This is a genomic window from Bacillus sp. NPDC094064 (assembly GCF_050279585.1).
GTDB lineage: Bacteria > Bacillota > Bacilli > Bacillales > Bacillaceae_G > Bacillus_A.
On sequence record NZ_JBNNUI010000005.1, the window covers coordinates 278,176 to 293,099 of the forward strand.

Consider the following 14,924-nt stretch of genomic DNA (forward strand, 5'->3'; position numbering starts at 1 on the left):
TAGTCTTTTAAGAGTACCAAAAAAAAAATAAAATTTCACGCCAAAACATGACATTTGTCCCCTATTTATAAAGTGAAAGGGGGTGATAAACATGGCAGTCGAAACAATCGTAATGGACTTAACGTTGCGCCTTGTCTTAAACAACGGATTAGATAAGAACGGCAAAACAGTTTTCAAGAACAAACAATTTAAACGTGTGAAAACAAACGCAAACTTAGAGCAAGTACACAACGTAGCACGTGCTCTTGCCTCATTACAAGAATCATCACTTCACGCTGTACAGCTTGTAAGCACATCAGATCTTTCTAACCTATAAAGTGAAGCTTTAATCAGTGGGGGTTTTCTTCATCCCCCGCTGATTATTATCCGCACTAACCGAACGTTTACGTGATCAATAAAAAGGAGGAAAAACGCATGCAAGTACTAGAATTAATTTTCGCGAAAGAAAGTGGAAAAACAGTTGTTTTTTCTATCGAGAAGCCCATCACACCCGTCGATACACAAGTCGTAAACCAAGTAATGGATACCATTCTTGCCTCATCTGTATTTTCATCAATTGATGAAAATACGCAGAAAAAGGGAGCCCGTCTCGTAGAAAAAAACGTCTCTGAAATTCCAATTACACTATAAAGTGAAACTTTAATCAGTGGGGGTTTTCTTCATCCCCCACTGATTATTAGCCTTCACCAATCGGACTTTTATGGGCAGCCCGACCCCCACCTAAATTCTTTGCTTTCGCTGAATTTTGAGGTGGGGGTCTTACTGCCCATTAAAGCGGGATAAATGAAAAAGACGAATCTGCATCATTTTGCAGATTCGTCTTTTTTCTTCGGCATTTCAATTGGGATAAAAATCTTTGAAACACCAACACAAACATATTTATAGTGTTCTCCGCCTAAATCAAACTCGGTCGTATATGTTGAGAAGAAAATATAATCATTCCGTTTTGTATAATGATCGATTAATAACCCAACTTGCGGCTCAACATACTTTTTCGCCAACTTCTTACCAGCAGATGCTAAATCGCCAAGGAGACCCTCTTCGTTCTCTTTTTGAACTTCGTCTAATTTCTTACTCACATCATTACGTTTCATAAACTGCTTCGCTGCCCAGTCTGTATATTCTCCTTTACTCGGATTACTATTTGCTAAATATACGAGGAGAACAACAACTAGGGCCATAATAATATACCTTTTCTTCATACTATCTCACCGCCTACTCTTTTCTATTTTCATATATATGTACAAGCGATGCAAATTAGAAAAACTATTACATCTTGTATTGTAAACGAACAACTAAAATTTACAATATGAAACAAAAGATTAACATTAAATTTACTTAATTCGTATATAATGATATTGAGAATAATATTTTATAAGGGAGGACTTAGAATTATGGCCAATGATGAAAATGATATTTTTATTTCTAATTCTACAATGATGCTAGAGCCCTGCAAGCACCCTTACTATTGCACAACACTTATCGACAGTAGCGGGAATCATATACAATCCCGTCAAACCGCTCTTCAACTCATAAAGAAATATTGCCTAATGAACGTTCACTCTACTTATCAAGGCAGACGTAATGCAATCCAAATAAATTTCAAATTCAAACAAAATGTCCCGATTCCAATTAACCATAGAGAATATATTTGCGTATTCCCTACAGAATCTCCTTCTTCTCCAAACTGTATATGGCTATTTTATAATCATATAGATGACATAGAATTTTCCGAAAGGAGCAAACAAACTACCATTCATTTTTCAAATGGCACTACTACTACCATACACATCAGTCCTCATAAGTTAACGCAACAATTGTTAAAAGCCGGATACGTACTATCACGTATGAACATGCAAGATTCACTACAATGTAAAAGCCCCTTACTAAATTTACTACCGTAAAATAACAAGTAGAATGGAAAGCAACATTTCTTGCCTTCCATTCTTATGTTACTATTTATCCTCTTACGCTATCTCGCATTTTCTCGAGTGCTTGTCGATACACCCATCTCACTTGATAATAGGTCATTTCTGTCTCTAAAGCGATTTCCCCCATCGTCTTTCCTACAAAAAAGCGTTCAAAAATAATGTACTTCTCCTTCTCATTTAATACACTCATAAAATCCTTCGCTCTCGTTTCAATCTCTTCAGCATGGAAGATATCCTCATACTCTCCTACATATACACACTTTTCTTGCACTGCAAACTCTTTCTTCAATCTCTCTAATATATAACCACGCACCGTTACAACTGCATATGCAGGAAAACTTCCTTTCTCCGCATCAAATCTTTCATACGCGTACCAAAGACCAATTAAACCACATTGATAGTACTCCTCATGATCTTGATAAATACCTAACTTCTTTATTTGATTTACAATCATTCCTTCATACAACACAACTGCCTCTTTAAAAGTTGCTGGCTTCACACAGTACCCACTTCTAAAAGGTATACCTCTTTGTTATTCCGCCGGTACCTTTACAATATAAAAAAGAAAAAGAAAGTTCATTGTGGGCAATTTTAAATACCACCACCGAAATTTGAAATTACACTAGACCGTATTTGAAATTCTGCTGGTTGTATTTGAAATAGGGGCAAAAATAAAAAAGGTGACTCTAGTAAGAGCCACCTTTTCACAAAAATATATTATGCGCCAAAACTGTTTCCTAAACCTTTAAGAAAACCTAATCCAATCGTTAAGATAAAGAAAATCACAATTAGAATTGTAGCTTTTTTCTTACTTAAACCTGCTACAATATGTAACCCTAATCCTGTTAAAATTAAACTCCAAATATTAAAAATCTCAATTGAAGATGCAATACCGTTCCAAACTGTCCCTTTTTCAAATAAAGGAGCTAAACTTGTATAAGCATCCGTTCCATTTCCATCGAAAATGAAAGCTAATCCTATATTTAACAATCCGCCAATGTAGAAAACAAGATTAGCGTAAATGTAAATAGATAATATCTTCATGTAAGGAGTATCATTTCCCATTAACATCATAATAACTTTATAAAAACCTGCTGCAATAAAGAGGCCGATAGGTGTTCCGAACAAACCAAACAGTGCTCCGCCGCCAAGGGCAAACCATTGTATCATCTGCCCATCTTGGCCATTCAATTCTTTTGCCACTTCTGGCGTATTAACCACCGATAAATAAAATACCGCAGCTGCTGTAACCGTTCCAAGTAGAACAAATATGATAAATGCTCCCCATACCGGGCTTTTCGTCTTCATTCGCTCGAACTGTACCTCTGGAGATGTAATCATTCCAAATAATGATGGCTTTTTCGAATCTACATCTTGCGTATTAATATTCGTTTCCATTATAACGCCTCCTTATTTAGATTGGCATATTTGGTAAAAATGCTGCTACTAACACAACAATCGCTGCTAAAAATGCCGCTTTAATAATGAATAAAATGATAATTGGAATCGCCGCTTTCACTTTGCTTAATCCAGCTGTAATTTGTAACCCTAGCCAAATTAAAACTAAATTCCATAAATAGAACAATTCAATCGTATTACCAATTCCATATGCAAGTGAACCTTGCTCAAATAATGGTCCTAAACTTGTATACTGCGTTGCCCCGCCATCTAACATTAAACCGATAACACCATTAATAAGTCCACCGATAATAAGAGCAATATTCGTATATACAACAATCGTTAACAACGTTTTATAAGACGTATCGTTCCCAAAGAACATCATAAACACCTTATAAATACCTGCAATAATTATAGCCCCAAGCATTGTTCCTACAAAACTTGATACACCACCGTAGATCACTTCTGATGTAAGAGAACTCTTTGTAGCAAATTCACCACCAAATTCACTTAATTCTTTCTGCATCTTAACCATTTCAGGTGACGTATTCACGACATATGTCGTCAAACTACCTACAAGCCCTTGTAACAGTGCAACGAGGAAAAACATACCCCATACTTTCTCGCTCGTCTTCATTCTCTCAAACTGTAAGCCTGGAGATGTAATCATCCCAAGCAATGATGGCCTCTCTCCACCAGCTTTTTGTGTATTCATATTCGCCTCCATCATAACGCCTCCTTCTATTTATATAGCCCGTTCTAGTGAACGATTCACTAGAACGGTAATGCATACCCTATCTACTACACTAGTAAACTACTCATAACGCAGTGCTTCAATTGGATCTAACTTCGCAGCTTTGTTCGCTGGAATTAATCCGAAAATAATACCAAGTGTCATAGAGAATAATACGCCTCCAACGACAACTTCCCACGAAACGAGCGGTGGCCATTTCGCGAATGTGGATACAATATATGCCCCGCCATATCCAAGACCAATTCCGATCAAACCACCTAGAAGCGTTAACATAACAGCTTCAATTAAAAACTGTAATAAAATTTTACTACGCGTTGCTCCAAGCGCTTTACGTATCCCAATTTCGCGCGTACGCTCCGTTACAGATACGAGCATAATATTCATAACACCAATACCACCAACGACTAGTGAAATACCAGCGATACCACCAATAATCATTGTCATAATGTTAGTGACTTTAGAAACTCCTTCTTGGAACTCTTTTAAATTTACCAATTCATATTGACCCGGAATTTCACTTGGCTTACGACTATTCAATACCTCTACCGCTTTTTTCCCTGCTATTTCTAAGTCGTCTACATTTTTAGATTGAATTGCGATATTTTGAATTTCATCTGTTCCGTATAACACAGGCCATAAAGTGAGCGGGATTAACCCTTCTTCCATTTCAAATCCCATAAACTCATTATCTGATTTGTACACACCGATAATTTGCATCGGTTGTCCTTTCATCTCAATAATTTGCCCGACTGGATTTTCATCCTTAAATAACGTTTCCTCTGTTTTCGTACTAATCATCACGACATTATTCGCATAAGAAATATCTGATTCAGTAAAGGTGCGTCCCTTTACCACCTTTACTTTATTTACCGCAAAATACTCATTATCAAGCCCAATAACATTCAAATTTGCTTTTTTATCATTTACATCAAGCATCTCTGAAGTCTGGTTTGTCGTAATAACGTGTGAAACATCCTTCACTTGTCTTACTTCTAGAATATCTTCTTCCGTTAACTTCGGTATTTCAAATCCACCTATAGCAAACTCATCATTAATATCTGGTTTAAACTGAATTGGCATAAGATTATTACCAGAACCAGCGATTTTTGACTTCAACATCGCTTCCCCGCCTTGCCCAATTGCAACGACAGTAATAATAGAACCAACTCCGATAATAATACCTAGCATCGTAAGAGCTGAGCGCAGTTTATGAGCTAAAATAGAAGATAAGGCTATTTTGATACTATCTAGCAAACTCATACCGCACACCTTCTATCTTCTGTAATTTTCCCGTCTCGCAGTACGATGCGGCGAGATGAATAAGCCGCTACCTCTTCTTCATGCGTAACCATAACAATCGTCGTACCTTCTGCATTGAGCTTCGTGAAAATATTCATAACTTGCTCACCAGACTTCGTATCAAGCGCCCCAGTCGGCTCATCGGCCATAATAAACGTTGGATTATTCGCGATCGACCTTGCAATTGCGACACGCTGCTTCTGTCCACCTGATAACTCATTTGGCAAATGATGAACTCTGTCTGATAAACCAACCTTACTAAGTGCTTCCAGAGCCCTTTGACGACGCTCTGCTTTCTTCACCCCACCGTATACGAGCGGAAGTTCAACATTTTCCACCGCAGAAAGACGCGGCAGTAAATTAAAATGCTGAAACACAAAGCCGATATACTCATTACGAATTAAAGCAAGCTTTGACTCATCTGCTGTTAAGATATTCACATCATTCAGCATATATTCGCCTTCTGTTGGACGATCCAAACAACCGATAATATTCATAAGCGTCGACTTACCAGAACCAGACGGCCCCATAATCGAAACAAACTCACCGCTCTGAATCGTTAAACTAATATCATGCAAAATCGGCACCGCAAGCTTCCCTTGATAATACGTCTTAGCAATATTATTTAACGTAATCATTTCTCTTTCACTTCCATTCCGTCATACACGTTGTCGGAAGGATTTTTAACCACCTTTTGCCCCACTGTTACGCCCTCTACAATCTCTGTCCAATCTCCATCATTTGCACCTTTTTTCACATTTTGTTTACGAAGCTTTCCTTTATCCTCAACATAAACAAATGCATCCTCGCCTTTTTCTACAACGCTCTTACTTGGAACAGCAATCATCGTCTTATTCTCTAAATTCACTTGCAGAGAAACGTGATAACCTGGAGATAAACCATCTTGCGTATCAAGACTTGCTTTATATGTATACTGAGACATATTTTGAGTCGCCTCACCCATACCGCCAGCTTGAGCCATCTCTGCACTCGTTGGGAACTCACTTACCTCTGTAATCTTACCTGTCCACTTCTTCTTATTATTTGCTTTCGCAGTGACAGTGAATGTTTGATCTGGTTGAATTTGTGACTTCTGAAGCTCAGTTAACGTCCCTTGAATTTGGAACGGATCTTTAGAAGCTACTTGTAAAAACGCCTTACCTTGACCACCTAACGCTTGAGAAGAACTTTGCGCCGCATCTTTATCTAACTTTTGAACAACACCAGCAAAATTACTATAAATCGTAAGCTCTTTCTGCTTCTTACTTAATTCTTCTTTCTGCAACTTCCCTTTCTCTTTCTCAAGGTCAGTTGTCTTTTGAACCATCTCTAACTCACTTACTTGCTCTTCCATCGGATCTGTTACTTCTTTCCCAGCGCCGCTATCTTTCGCCTTCTTAATTTCTTTCTTCAACGAATCAATCTTCTTTTTCCCTTGATCATAACGCATATCAGCCATCTTCTCATCAAGCTCAGCTTGCCTCATTTGAAGATTAATTTCTTCATTATCATAAGAGAATAACTTCGTACCTTTCTCTACCTCTTGCCCTTCTTTCACAACAATCTCTTTCACTTTTCCCTTAGTCGGATCCGCATAAAAACTTTCAATATTCCCCGGCTTCACCTGACCAGAAATTAACTTCGTATTATTCAGCTTACGCTCTGTTACTTTCTCAAAACTCACAGCATCAGCATTTGTTGATGCACCCTTCTTCTTGCCTTGCATAATAAAAATATTAACTGCTGCAACAATAACAATTAGTGCAATAACCCCGAAAATAATCCATTTCTTTTTCTTGTTTGGAGTACGAACCGTATTTGGTAACATAGTCTCTCTCCCTTTATAACTTAATAGTTTAATAATAAAATTGTATAAAACTTTCTGAAAACAAAATACATATTATTACATTCTTTTTACAAAGTTTTACACATTCATTTATATTGTAACAAAAATACCAATGATTAGAAATATGACATCTTATCTTTTAAGATAGTTTTAAGGAAAGATACGTACAACAAAAAGAGCGGGTATCGTCATAAGACGATACCCGCTCTTCACATATACAACCTATTTCTCATACCCATTAGGTTTCTTCTGATGCCAATTCCAAGCATGCTCAATGATTGTCTTCACATTTACATACTGTGGATCCCATCCTAACTTCTCTTTCGCTTTCTGAGAAGAAGCAACTAAACGTGCTGGATCTCCCGCACGGCGCGGTGCTACCTCAGCTGGAATTTCATGATTTGTCACTTCACGAACTGCATCAACGATTTCTTTTACACTGAAACCATTACCATTTCCTAAGTTATAGAAATCACTTTCTCCGCCGTTTTGTAAGTCTTTAAGACCTAAGAAATGAGCCGCTACTAAATCTTCAACGTGAATGTAATCACGGATACACGTACCATCTGGTGTATTATAATCATCACCAAACATCATAATCTTCTCACGTTGACCTAACGCCACTTGCAGCACTAGAGGAATTAAATGCGTCTCTGGACGGTGATCTTCCCCAATAATACCGTTCGGAGTTGCACCAGCCACATTAAAGTATCTGAAAATCTTATAACGTAAATTAGAAGCTTGGCTATACCAATGAAGCATCTTCTCAATTGCTAACTTCGTCTCTCCATACGTATTCGTTGGATTTGTCATCGTTTCCTCAGTAATAAGATCCACATCTACCTCACCATACGTTGCCGCAGTAGAAGAGAAAATAAACTTATCTACCTTAAACTCATCCATTACCTCTAATAAGCAAAGTGCACCATACACATTGTTATTATAATATTGCAGAGGCTTCTCCATACTAACCCCAACTAAAGAATCAGCCGCGAAATGCATAACCGCCTCAATATTTTCTTTTGTAAAAACATCTCTTAAAAATGCTTTATCACGAAGGTCACCATTATAAAACTTCGCACCTTCCGTAATCGCATCTTCATGACCTGTTTGTAAATTATCTACCACTACTACAGATAAACCTTCATCTACTAATTTTTTCACAGCGTGAGAACCGATATAACCAGCTCCACCGCAGATTAAGATTGAATTCATTGTCTTCCTCCTACATATATTAGGATTTCTTACTCACTCTCTTATTATAAAAGGTATACGATTGCTCGTATACCTTTTGTGTACCTGTCATTACTTAGCCACAAAATAATCCGTTACATATTGTGCCCAAACTTCATGACCTTTAGCACTTGGGAAACCAAACTCTTCTTGTAAGTAAGGTAAAATAGCCTTTGTTGTTGCATCAGGCCAAGCTCCCCAATGATCCACATATGTATAACCATTTTGCGTCGCAAATTGCTTTAACGCTTCAATCGCTTTCGGATAATTCTTCGCACCATACACTGGGTTCGATGGTTGAATCATAATCGTAGCGCCTTTTGCACTAGTAGAAAGTGCTTGAACAAACTTCTGCGTATTTACTACAGAGTTGCCATTCCCACTCTTACCATTGTCCGTAATAAATGGTGGCTCAAATAAAATCACATCTGGATTTTCTTTCGCAATCTCTTTATCACGTTTATTTGTGATTAATTCTTCTGTGCTCTCACCCTTATATTCCTTAACTGTCACATTCCATAAACCTTTACCGTAAGCAGTTTCTAAATTAGCCGTAAACTTAGCTGCCCAACCATCTTTTTCAGATGAAGAAGCTTCATCACCAACAATAACAAGATTCACTGCCTTTTTATCCGCAGCAGCTTTCTTCAACTTCTCTTTCACTTCATCCGGTAAATTCTTCGCATATGCTTCATTAAAAGATGACTTCGCATCTTGCTTTTTCTCTTCTTTCTTCGCTCCGCTATCTTTCACTTCAGCCTTTGTTTTCGTTACTTCACTCGTTTGTCCTGTCGCATTCGCAACCTTATTATTCCAGTATAATTTACCACTCACAATCGAAGCGACAAACAATACAAAGGTCACAAGGACAAGTACTGCTTTCTGATTCATCGATTCACCTCATCTATTAATCTCACAATATATAATACTAATATAAATTTAAGTAATAATAACCCAACTCCTTCCAAAGGAGTTGGGTTATTATTACTTAGTTACTTCAAGATGTGCTCTTAACTTATTCGTTAAATCTTGTTTTGCTGCATCCGGAACATAGTAGTACCAAATACCGTCGGCGGCTTTGTGACCGTCACCTGGGATTTGGATATCCTCACTGTTCTGTAGACAATTTTTATAATTCATTTGCATATCAAACATTTGATCTTGTGTTAAATTTGTTTTCACGTTCTTTTGAATTGCTGTTAACACATCACCATAGCTTGATAAAGAAGAGAAGCTTGCGCCTTTCTTAATAACAGCTTGCATGACTTGACGTTGACGCATTTGGCGTCCGAAATCGCCTCGTGGATCTTCTTTACGCATACGAGTATATGCTAGAGCTTGGTCACCTGTTAAGTGAATATTCCCCTTTTGGAAGTGATGCTCCCCAAGTGAAAATTCTAAGTCATTATTCACATCAACACCACCGACTGCATCAACAATATCCTTAAATCCTTCCATGTTCACTTCAACATAGTAATTGATAGGAATATTTAAGAACTTTTCTACTGTCGCTACAGACATATCTACGCCACCGAATGCATAAGCATGATTGATTTTATCACTTTTCCCTTTTCCAACGATTTCTGTATACGTATCACGAGGGATACTTACAGTCTTCATTGAGTTAGTTTTAGGATTTAATGTGATGACCATTAAAGAATCTGAACGACCTTTGTCTTCGCCACGTTCATCGGCTCCTAATAATAGGATAGATACAGGTTCGGATTTACTAATTTTTTCTTCTTGTTTATTATCTTGGTCACGCTGTAGCGGTTTATGAACTTCATCTAATGTTTTTGAGACTTTTGAATATACATTATAGGCATATGCTCCACCACCTATAATGATTACCCCTATAATCCCTAGTATCCATAATAGGATTTTCTTTTTCATTACTATAGACCTCTTCTTTCATTTATTCTGAATAAATGTCCAGATAATACAAGCACTAATTTAGTCTATTATACTAAGAACGGAATCCTATAACTAGTATATTCTCTACCCAGTAACCCAAGTTTTCAATTATTTTACTTTATAATAATCTACATACCAATTAGCAAATTCCTGTAAACCTTTTTCTATAGAAGTTTTAGGTTTAAAATCTACAGCTTTCTGTAATAAATCCGTTGATGCATAAGTAGCTGGTACATCTCCTGGTTTGATAGGCTCAAATACCTTTTCAAATGCAACTTCTCTTCCTAAAGCTTTCCCCAGTGTTTTCTCTAATGTTTCGATAAACACCATTAGTTTTTCAGGATTATTGTTTCCAATATTGAATACTTTATGTTCAACATCACCTTCAGGTGGATTACTTAAAAGACGTTGGATCCCTTCAACAATATCATCTATATAAGTAAAATCGCGATATAGGTCATTTTCAAAATCACCATTATTAAATATTTTGATTGAATCACCCGCGAAATACTTATCAGTAAAACCAAAGTAAGCCATATCTGGACGTCCCATTGGACCATAAACTGTAAAGAAGCGCAGCCCAGTAGCCGGAATTTTATACAAATGACTATACGTATGAGCCATTAGTTCATTTGATTTCTTAGTAGATGCATAAAGTGATACTGGATTATCTACAAAATCTGTTTCTTCAAATGGTACCTTTTTATTAGCCCCATAAACAGAACTTGATGATGCATATACAAGGTGGTCTACTGGATAGTGTCTACACGCTTCTAAAATATTATAGAAACCAATAATATTACTTTGAATATATACATCTGGATTTTCAATTGAATATCTCACACCAGCTTGTGCGGCTAAATTCACAACAATATTTGGCTTGTACTCTTCAAAAAGCTTAGTAATCGTATCCTTATCAGAAATATCTCCTTTAATAAAAGTAAATTTCTCATACGGCTTAAGTTGCTCTAAACGAGCATATTTAAGATTCACATCATAATAGTCATTTATATTATCGACACCTATTACTTGGCAACCTTGTTCCAGTAATTTTTTAGATAAAAAGTATCCTACAAAACCGGCCACTCCAGTAACCAAATATATTTTATTATTATCTAACGGATTGTAATTCAACATTATTCCCCTCCTTCATACGTTCTCTACTTGTTGATTTTCTACCAATGGAATGATATTCTATACCCACTTCTTGCATTACTTGAACATCATAAATATTTCTTCCATCATAAATTAGCGGTGTTCTCATTAATTTCTTATACATCTCTGGAGTTAACGTCTTCACTTCTCCCCACTCGGTGAAAATAAAGCAAACATTTGCACCTTCTAATGCCTGCTCAATATTTGCAACATATGTGATATTTCCATTCTTATTTCTTCCCTCTGGATACAATTTTGCAAAATTATTTGCACCGACTGGATCAAATGCATAAATATCCGCGCCCTGCTCTAATAGCAGCGGAATATTTTCAAGAGATGCAGCTTCTCTTAAATCATCTGTGCCTGGTTTAAATGTTAGCCCTAACACTGCTACTTTAAGACCGCTAAAAGTAATTAATCGTTGACTTGCCTTTTGATATAATAAAGTCTTTTGATCTTTATTTACATCTATGGCGGCTTTTACTGTTCTTAATTCATAACCATTTTGTCTTGCTAAATACTCTAATGCTTTAGTATCTTTAGGGAAGCATGATCCACCAAACCCAATACCTGCATTTAAAAACTTGCTTCCAATACGCTCATCAAAGCTCATACCTTTTGCAACATCTTGAATGTCCGCGCCAACTAACTCACAAAGATTCGCAATATCATTCATATATGAAATTTTAAGCGCTAAAAAATCATTAGAAGCATACTTAATCATTTCAGCTGATCTTCTATTAACAGAAACGATTGGCAAATGGAATGGTTTATAAAGATTCATTAATACTTCTTCAGCCCACCTGCTTTCTGTACCGATAACAATTCTTTCTGCATATAACGTGTCATGAACAGCAGAACCTTGAGCTAAGAATTCTGGATTTGATGCTACTTCAACTTTCACATCATTAACTAAAAAGTCTTGAATAAACTGCTCAACTTTGTCATTTGTTCCAATTGGAACCGTTGATTTTACAACAACAAGACAATCTTTTTCTACACTTTCAGCAATTTGCTTTGCAACAGTTGCAATATACGAAAGGTTTGCAGAACCATCAGCTTGTTCTGGAGTTCCAACTCCAATAAAGATAGCATCTGCATCTTTGTATGCTGACTTGTAATCCGTTGTATAATTAATTCTTCCATCGGCATAATTTTTCTGCATTAAATTCTCTAAATCAGCTTCATAAATTGGTGAAATGCCAGATCTCATTAATTCAACTTTTTTCTCATCAATATCAACACAAGTTACTTGATGTCCGACTTCAGCAAAGCATACGCCTGCTACTAAACCGACATACCCTGTTCCTGCTACTGCTATTTTGTACATTATTACACCGCCCTTTATTTTCATGCTCATTTACCTTTTTAATAATAAGAAGAATAAAGCCTTTATTTAACAATCAGTTTATCAATTTCACAGTACTATAGCACCCAAAATTGGTTCGCTAGAATTCCAAATAATACCATTTAGCTAGATTCGAAAAATAATCAGTACCCTAACTGAAAAGATGCAGCACTTTTTAAGAAATAATTAACTTTAGTTCCCGTACCAAATTCATATACGAGGTATTCAAAATGAAGCATGGAACATCCCATGCTTACCAAAAACTCGTAAATTGACAAACCTTGAGATATAACATGCAGGCACCCAACCACAATATTGAGTCTGCAAAAAGTAAGTCACGATGACCATTTTCCAATTTTATAAGAGAAACATCTCTATAAAGTAAGCTTTTATAATAAGAGGTAAACCAATTGGTAATGTTCCAGTTGATTTACCTCTTACATGCTAGAAATACATTTCAATAAATATACATGCTTAATAAAAAATACTTTTTTCAATTCTTACCGAGCTAATTTCTCCAAAAACCCCTTGTCATATTCTACGAACAGCTATAGTTATTTTGTGTATGAACAATAATAAATCACTTTTAAAGAATATAAATTTATAGAGAAAGACTACAACTGTAGCAATTATAAAAACTTCAATAGCACGCAATCCCCACATAAAATAATTACTTATTTCAAAACTAGGGATAAGGCTTACTAAGAAAACTATTGTAGCAACCTCAGCAATACAAGAAAGTAGTCTTTTGATAACTACTCTTATACTACGACTTAATATATGTTTTGAGGAATATACTGCATATTGGAATGTTCGAAATACCATAGCACATAAGGTGCCAATTGCTACACCAATAATCCCAAATTTTTGCACGAAGATTATGGAAAGGATTATATTCATTAACGCTTCAAATATAGCACCGTTTCTAGTTTCCTTAAAATGCCCAACAGCTTCAACTAAATCCTCATAAGGAATCCTAATGCAATAAAAGAACATACTTGCCGATATCATATAACCAAATAAAGGTCTATAATAATTAACATCATTGACCCCCATTGTATAGACCATAGCAAATGGAGCAATGAGCAGAGCTGTACATGTAAAGGCAATCGTAGCAGTAGTAAATAAGAAGAACTCATATATTCGCAAATTTTCCATAAGTGCCTTATCTTCTTTATTCGCAATCATATTACCTAACGCTGCTCCAAACCCTCCGGAAAGGGTAAGTATTAATGTTCTTATACCATTTACAACTAAATAATACACCGTATAAACCGAAATTTGCCACACTGTTGAAAAAACAGTTAAAATAACCAAATCAGTATTGTTGTTGACAAATGCAGCGATTTCCTGTGTAAAAGCATTCCATCTTTGAGAAATAACAGATAGATCAGGGGTCACATTTTTTATAATATGATAATGTTTATGGACATATATTGTTAATAATATCGGATTCAAGGCAAAAACGGCAGTAATACTCAATTGAACAATATGAATAGAACCACCCAAGTTGATTATAATTACCGTCACAACAGTACTTAATATTATTGTAATTATCTGTATTATAGAATAAATGTAATTTCGTTGATCAGCTAATAAAAGCATCTGATATGTGATACCTAAATAATTCTGAATAACGGTACTTGCTCCCATAATTAAAACAAGGCTAAAAGTAAATAACCATCCAAATTCTCCATCTATAATAAATGGATATACGAAAGCAAAGCATATTAAACAAACTGCAAAAACTAAAGCAACCTTTTTCATAAAAAGTGTTGTTGCATATACAATTTCACTGATTTTTGTGATATCATTTTCCGCTAATGGTTTATAAAGCGCTGCCCTAGTAACCCCCGCTATTCCCGCTCTTAGTAAAACAATAGTGTTTAGAAACTGCAATATTGAAGCAGTTAATCCATTATAATTTGAACCGAAATTTGAAATAATGAGCCATGGAAGTAAAAAGCCGCAAATCATATTAACAGCTTCACGCATCAAACCTACTGATGAATTAAGTAATATCTTCTTACTACGCAAACGTTTCTA

16 protein-coding genes are annotated in these 14,924 nt (G+C 36.0%); 3 read left to right on the plus strand and 13 right to left on the minus strand.

What is annotated here, in order from left to right; genetic code table 11:
* The first annotated feature begins 91 nt into the window (after positions 1-91).
* Together ACQKNI_RS14120 and ACQKNI_RS14125 are read left to right on the plus strand one after the other, a co-directional pair.
* Positions 92-316 (plus strand): DUF1659 domain-containing protein, encoded by a 225-nt coding sequence (locus ACQKNI_RS14120; protein WP_088229901.1) that lies wholly within the window; start codon positions 92-94, stop codon positions 314-316.
* Between the two features lie 98 nt (positions 317-414).
* On the plus strand, positions 415-630 hold the full coding sequence (locus tag ACQKNI_RS14125) for a DUF2922 domain-containing protein (RefSeq protein WP_088229902.1): 216 nt from the start codon (positions 415-417) through the stop codon (positions 628-630).
* Between the two features lie 173 nt (positions 631-803).
* Here ACQKNI_RS14125 and ACQKNI_RS14130 read toward each other — a convergent pair whose 3' ends face one another.
* On the minus strand, positions 804-1,202 hold the full coding sequence (locus ACQKNI_RS14130; protein WP_088229903.1) for a DUF4359 domain-containing protein: 399 nt from the start codon (positions 1,200-1,202) through the stop codon (positions 804-806).
* Between the two features lie 192 nt (positions 1,203-1,394).
* On the opposite strand from ACQKNI_RS14130, the gene ACQKNI_RS14135 reads away from it, so the two are divergent.
* Positions 1,395-1,904 (plus strand): competence protein ComK, encoded by a 510-nt coding sequence (locus ACQKNI_RS14135; RefSeq protein ID WP_098252737.1) that lies wholly within the window; start codon positions 1,395-1,397, stop codon positions 1,902-1,904.
* Positions 1,905-1,959: 55 nt separating this feature from the next.
* Here ACQKNI_RS14135 and ACQKNI_RS14140 read toward each other — a convergent pair whose 3' ends face one another.
* The 12 genes from ACQKNI_RS14140 to ACQKNI_RS14195 form a co-directional block, all read right to left on the minus strand.
* Positions 1,960-2,430 (minus strand): sigma-70 family RNA polymerase sigma factor, encoded by a 471-nt coding sequence (locus ACQKNI_RS14140; RefSeq protein WP_088229905.1) that lies wholly within the window; start codon positions 2,428-2,430, stop codon positions 1,960-1,962.
* 218 nt (positions 2,431-2,648) lie between these two features.
* Positions 2,649-3,329 (minus strand): Yip1 family protein, encoded by a 681-nt coding sequence (locus tag ACQKNI_RS14145; protein WP_098252739.1) that lies wholly within the window; start codon positions 3,327-3,329, stop codon positions 2,649-2,651.
* Between the two features lie 16 nt (positions 3,330-3,345).
* Positions 3,346-4,056: a Yip1 family protein gene (locus tag ACQKNI_RS14150; protein WP_098841199.1), complete on the minus strand. Its 711-nt coding sequence runs from the start codon at positions 4,054-4,056 to the stop codon at positions 3,346-3,348.
* Positions 4,057-4,143: 87 nt separating this feature from the next.
* Positions 4,144-5,343, minus strand: a complete 1,200-nt coding sequence (locus tag ACQKNI_RS14155) for an ABC transporter permease (protein ID WP_406911522.1) — start codon at positions 5,341-5,343, stop codon at positions 4,144-4,146.
* The gene (locus tag ACQKNI_RS14160) at positions 5,340-6,020 is read right to left on the minus strand and encodes an ABC transporter ATP-binding protein (protein WP_088229909.1); all 681 of its coding nucleotides are present in this window, start codon (positions 6,018-6,020) and stop codon (positions 5,340-5,342) included. Before ACQKNI_RS14160 ends, ACQKNI_RS14155 begins: the two co-directional genes overlap by 4 nt.
* A complete protein-coding gene (locus ACQKNI_RS14165) occupies positions 6,017-7,210 on the minus strand; it encodes an efflux RND transporter periplasmic adaptor subunit (RefSeq protein ID WP_098882726.1) in 1,194 nt (397 codons plus the stop codon). Before ACQKNI_RS14165 ends, ACQKNI_RS14160 begins: the two co-directional genes overlap by 4 nt.
* A 240-nt stretch (positions 7,211-7,450) precedes the next feature.
* On the minus strand, positions 7,451-8,443 hold the full coding sequence (gene galE / locus ACQKNI_RS14170; RefSeq protein ID WP_001084641.1) for a UDP-glucose 4-epimerase GalE: 993 nt from the start codon (positions 8,441-8,443) through the stop codon (positions 7,451-7,453).
* A gap of 90 nt (positions 8,444-8,533) precedes the next feature.
* Positions 8,534-9,352, minus strand: a complete 819-nt coding sequence (locus ACQKNI_RS14175) for an SGNH/GDSL hydrolase family protein (protein WP_427282442.1) — start codon at positions 9,350-9,352, stop codon at positions 8,534-8,536.
* Positions 9,353-9,445: 93 nt separating this feature from the next.
* On the minus strand, positions 9,446-10,354 hold the full coding sequence (locus ACQKNI_RS14180; RefSeq protein ID WP_427282443.1) for a LytR family transcriptional regulator: 909 nt from the start codon (positions 10,352-10,354) through the stop codon (positions 9,446-9,448).
* Between the two features lie 129 nt (positions 10,355-10,483).
* On the minus strand, positions 10,484-11,509 hold the full coding sequence (locus tag ACQKNI_RS14185) for a GDP-mannose 4,6-dehydratase (RefSeq protein WP_427282476.1): 1,026 nt from the start codon (positions 11,507-11,509) through the stop codon (positions 10,484-10,486).
* Complete coding sequence (locus ACQKNI_RS14190; RefSeq protein WP_427282444.1) at positions 11,487-12,860, minus strand: UDP-glucose dehydrogenase family protein; 1,374 nt, start codon at positions 12,858-12,860, stop codon at positions 11,487-11,489. The genes ACQKNI_RS14185 and ACQKNI_RS14190 overlap by 23 nt, the downstream gene beginning before the upstream one ends.
* A 549-nt stretch (positions 12,861-13,409) precedes the next feature.
* Positions 13,410-14,915: an oligosaccharide flippase family protein gene (locus tag ACQKNI_RS14195; protein ID WP_427282445.1), complete on the minus strand. Its 1,506-nt coding sequence runs from the start codon at positions 14,913-14,915 to the stop codon at positions 13,410-13,412.
* Positions 14,916-14,924: the final 9 nt, after the last annotated feature.

Bases quoted from the DNA above. Each gene is read 5' to 3' on its own strand.
- ACQKNI_RS14160 (WP_088229909.1), bottom strand. From the start codon at position 6,020: ATGATTACGTTAAATAATATTGCTAAGACGTATTATCAAGGGAAGCTT.
- ACQKNI_RS14190 (WP_427282444.1), bottom strand. From the start codon at position 12,860: ATGTACAAAATAGCAGTAGCAGGAACAGGGTATGTCGGTTTAGTAGCA.
- ACQKNI_RS14145 (WP_098252739.1), bottom strand. From the start codon at position 3,329: ATGGAAACGAATATTAATACGCAAGATGTAGATTCGAAAAAGCCATCA.
- ACQKNI_RS14150 (WP_098841199.1), bottom strand. From the start codon at position 4,056: ATGGAGGCGAATATGAATACACAAAAAGCTGGTGGAGAGAGGCCATCA.
- ACQKNI_RS14120 (WP_088229901.1), top strand. From the start codon at position 92: ATGGCAGTCGAAACAATCGTAATGGACTTAACGTTGCGCCTTGTCTTA.
- ACQKNI_RS14180 (WP_427282443.1), bottom strand. From the start codon at position 10,354: ATGAAAAAGAAAATCCTATTATGGATACTAGGGATTATAGGGGTAATC.
- ACQKNI_RS14155 (WP_406911522.1), bottom strand. From the start codon at position 5,343: ATGAGTTTGCTAGATAGTATCAAAATAGCCTTATCTTCTATTTTAGCT.
- ACQKNI_RS14175 (WP_427282442.1), bottom strand. From the start codon at position 9,352: ATGAATCAGAAAGCAGTACTTGTCCTTGTGACCTTTGTATTGTTTGTC.
- ACQKNI_RS14165 (WP_098882726.1), bottom strand. From the start codon at position 7,210: ATGTTACCAAATACGGTTCGTACTCCAAACAAGAAAAAGAAATGGATT.
- ACQKNI_RS14135 (WP_098252737.1), top strand. From the start codon at position 1,395: ATGGCCAATGATGAAAATGATATTTTTATTTCTAATTCTACAATGATG.
- galE (WP_001084641.1), bottom strand. From the start codon at position 8,443: ATGAATTCAATCTTAATCTGCGGTGGAGCTGGTTATATCGGTTCTCAC.
- ACQKNI_RS14130 (WP_088229903.1), bottom strand. From the start codon at position 1,202: ATGAAGAAAAGGTATATTATTATGGCCCTAGTTGTTGTTCTCCTCGTA.
- ACQKNI_RS14125 (WP_088229902.1), top strand. From the start codon at position 415: ATGCAAGTACTAGAATTAATTTTCGCGAAAGAAAGTGGAAAAACAGTT.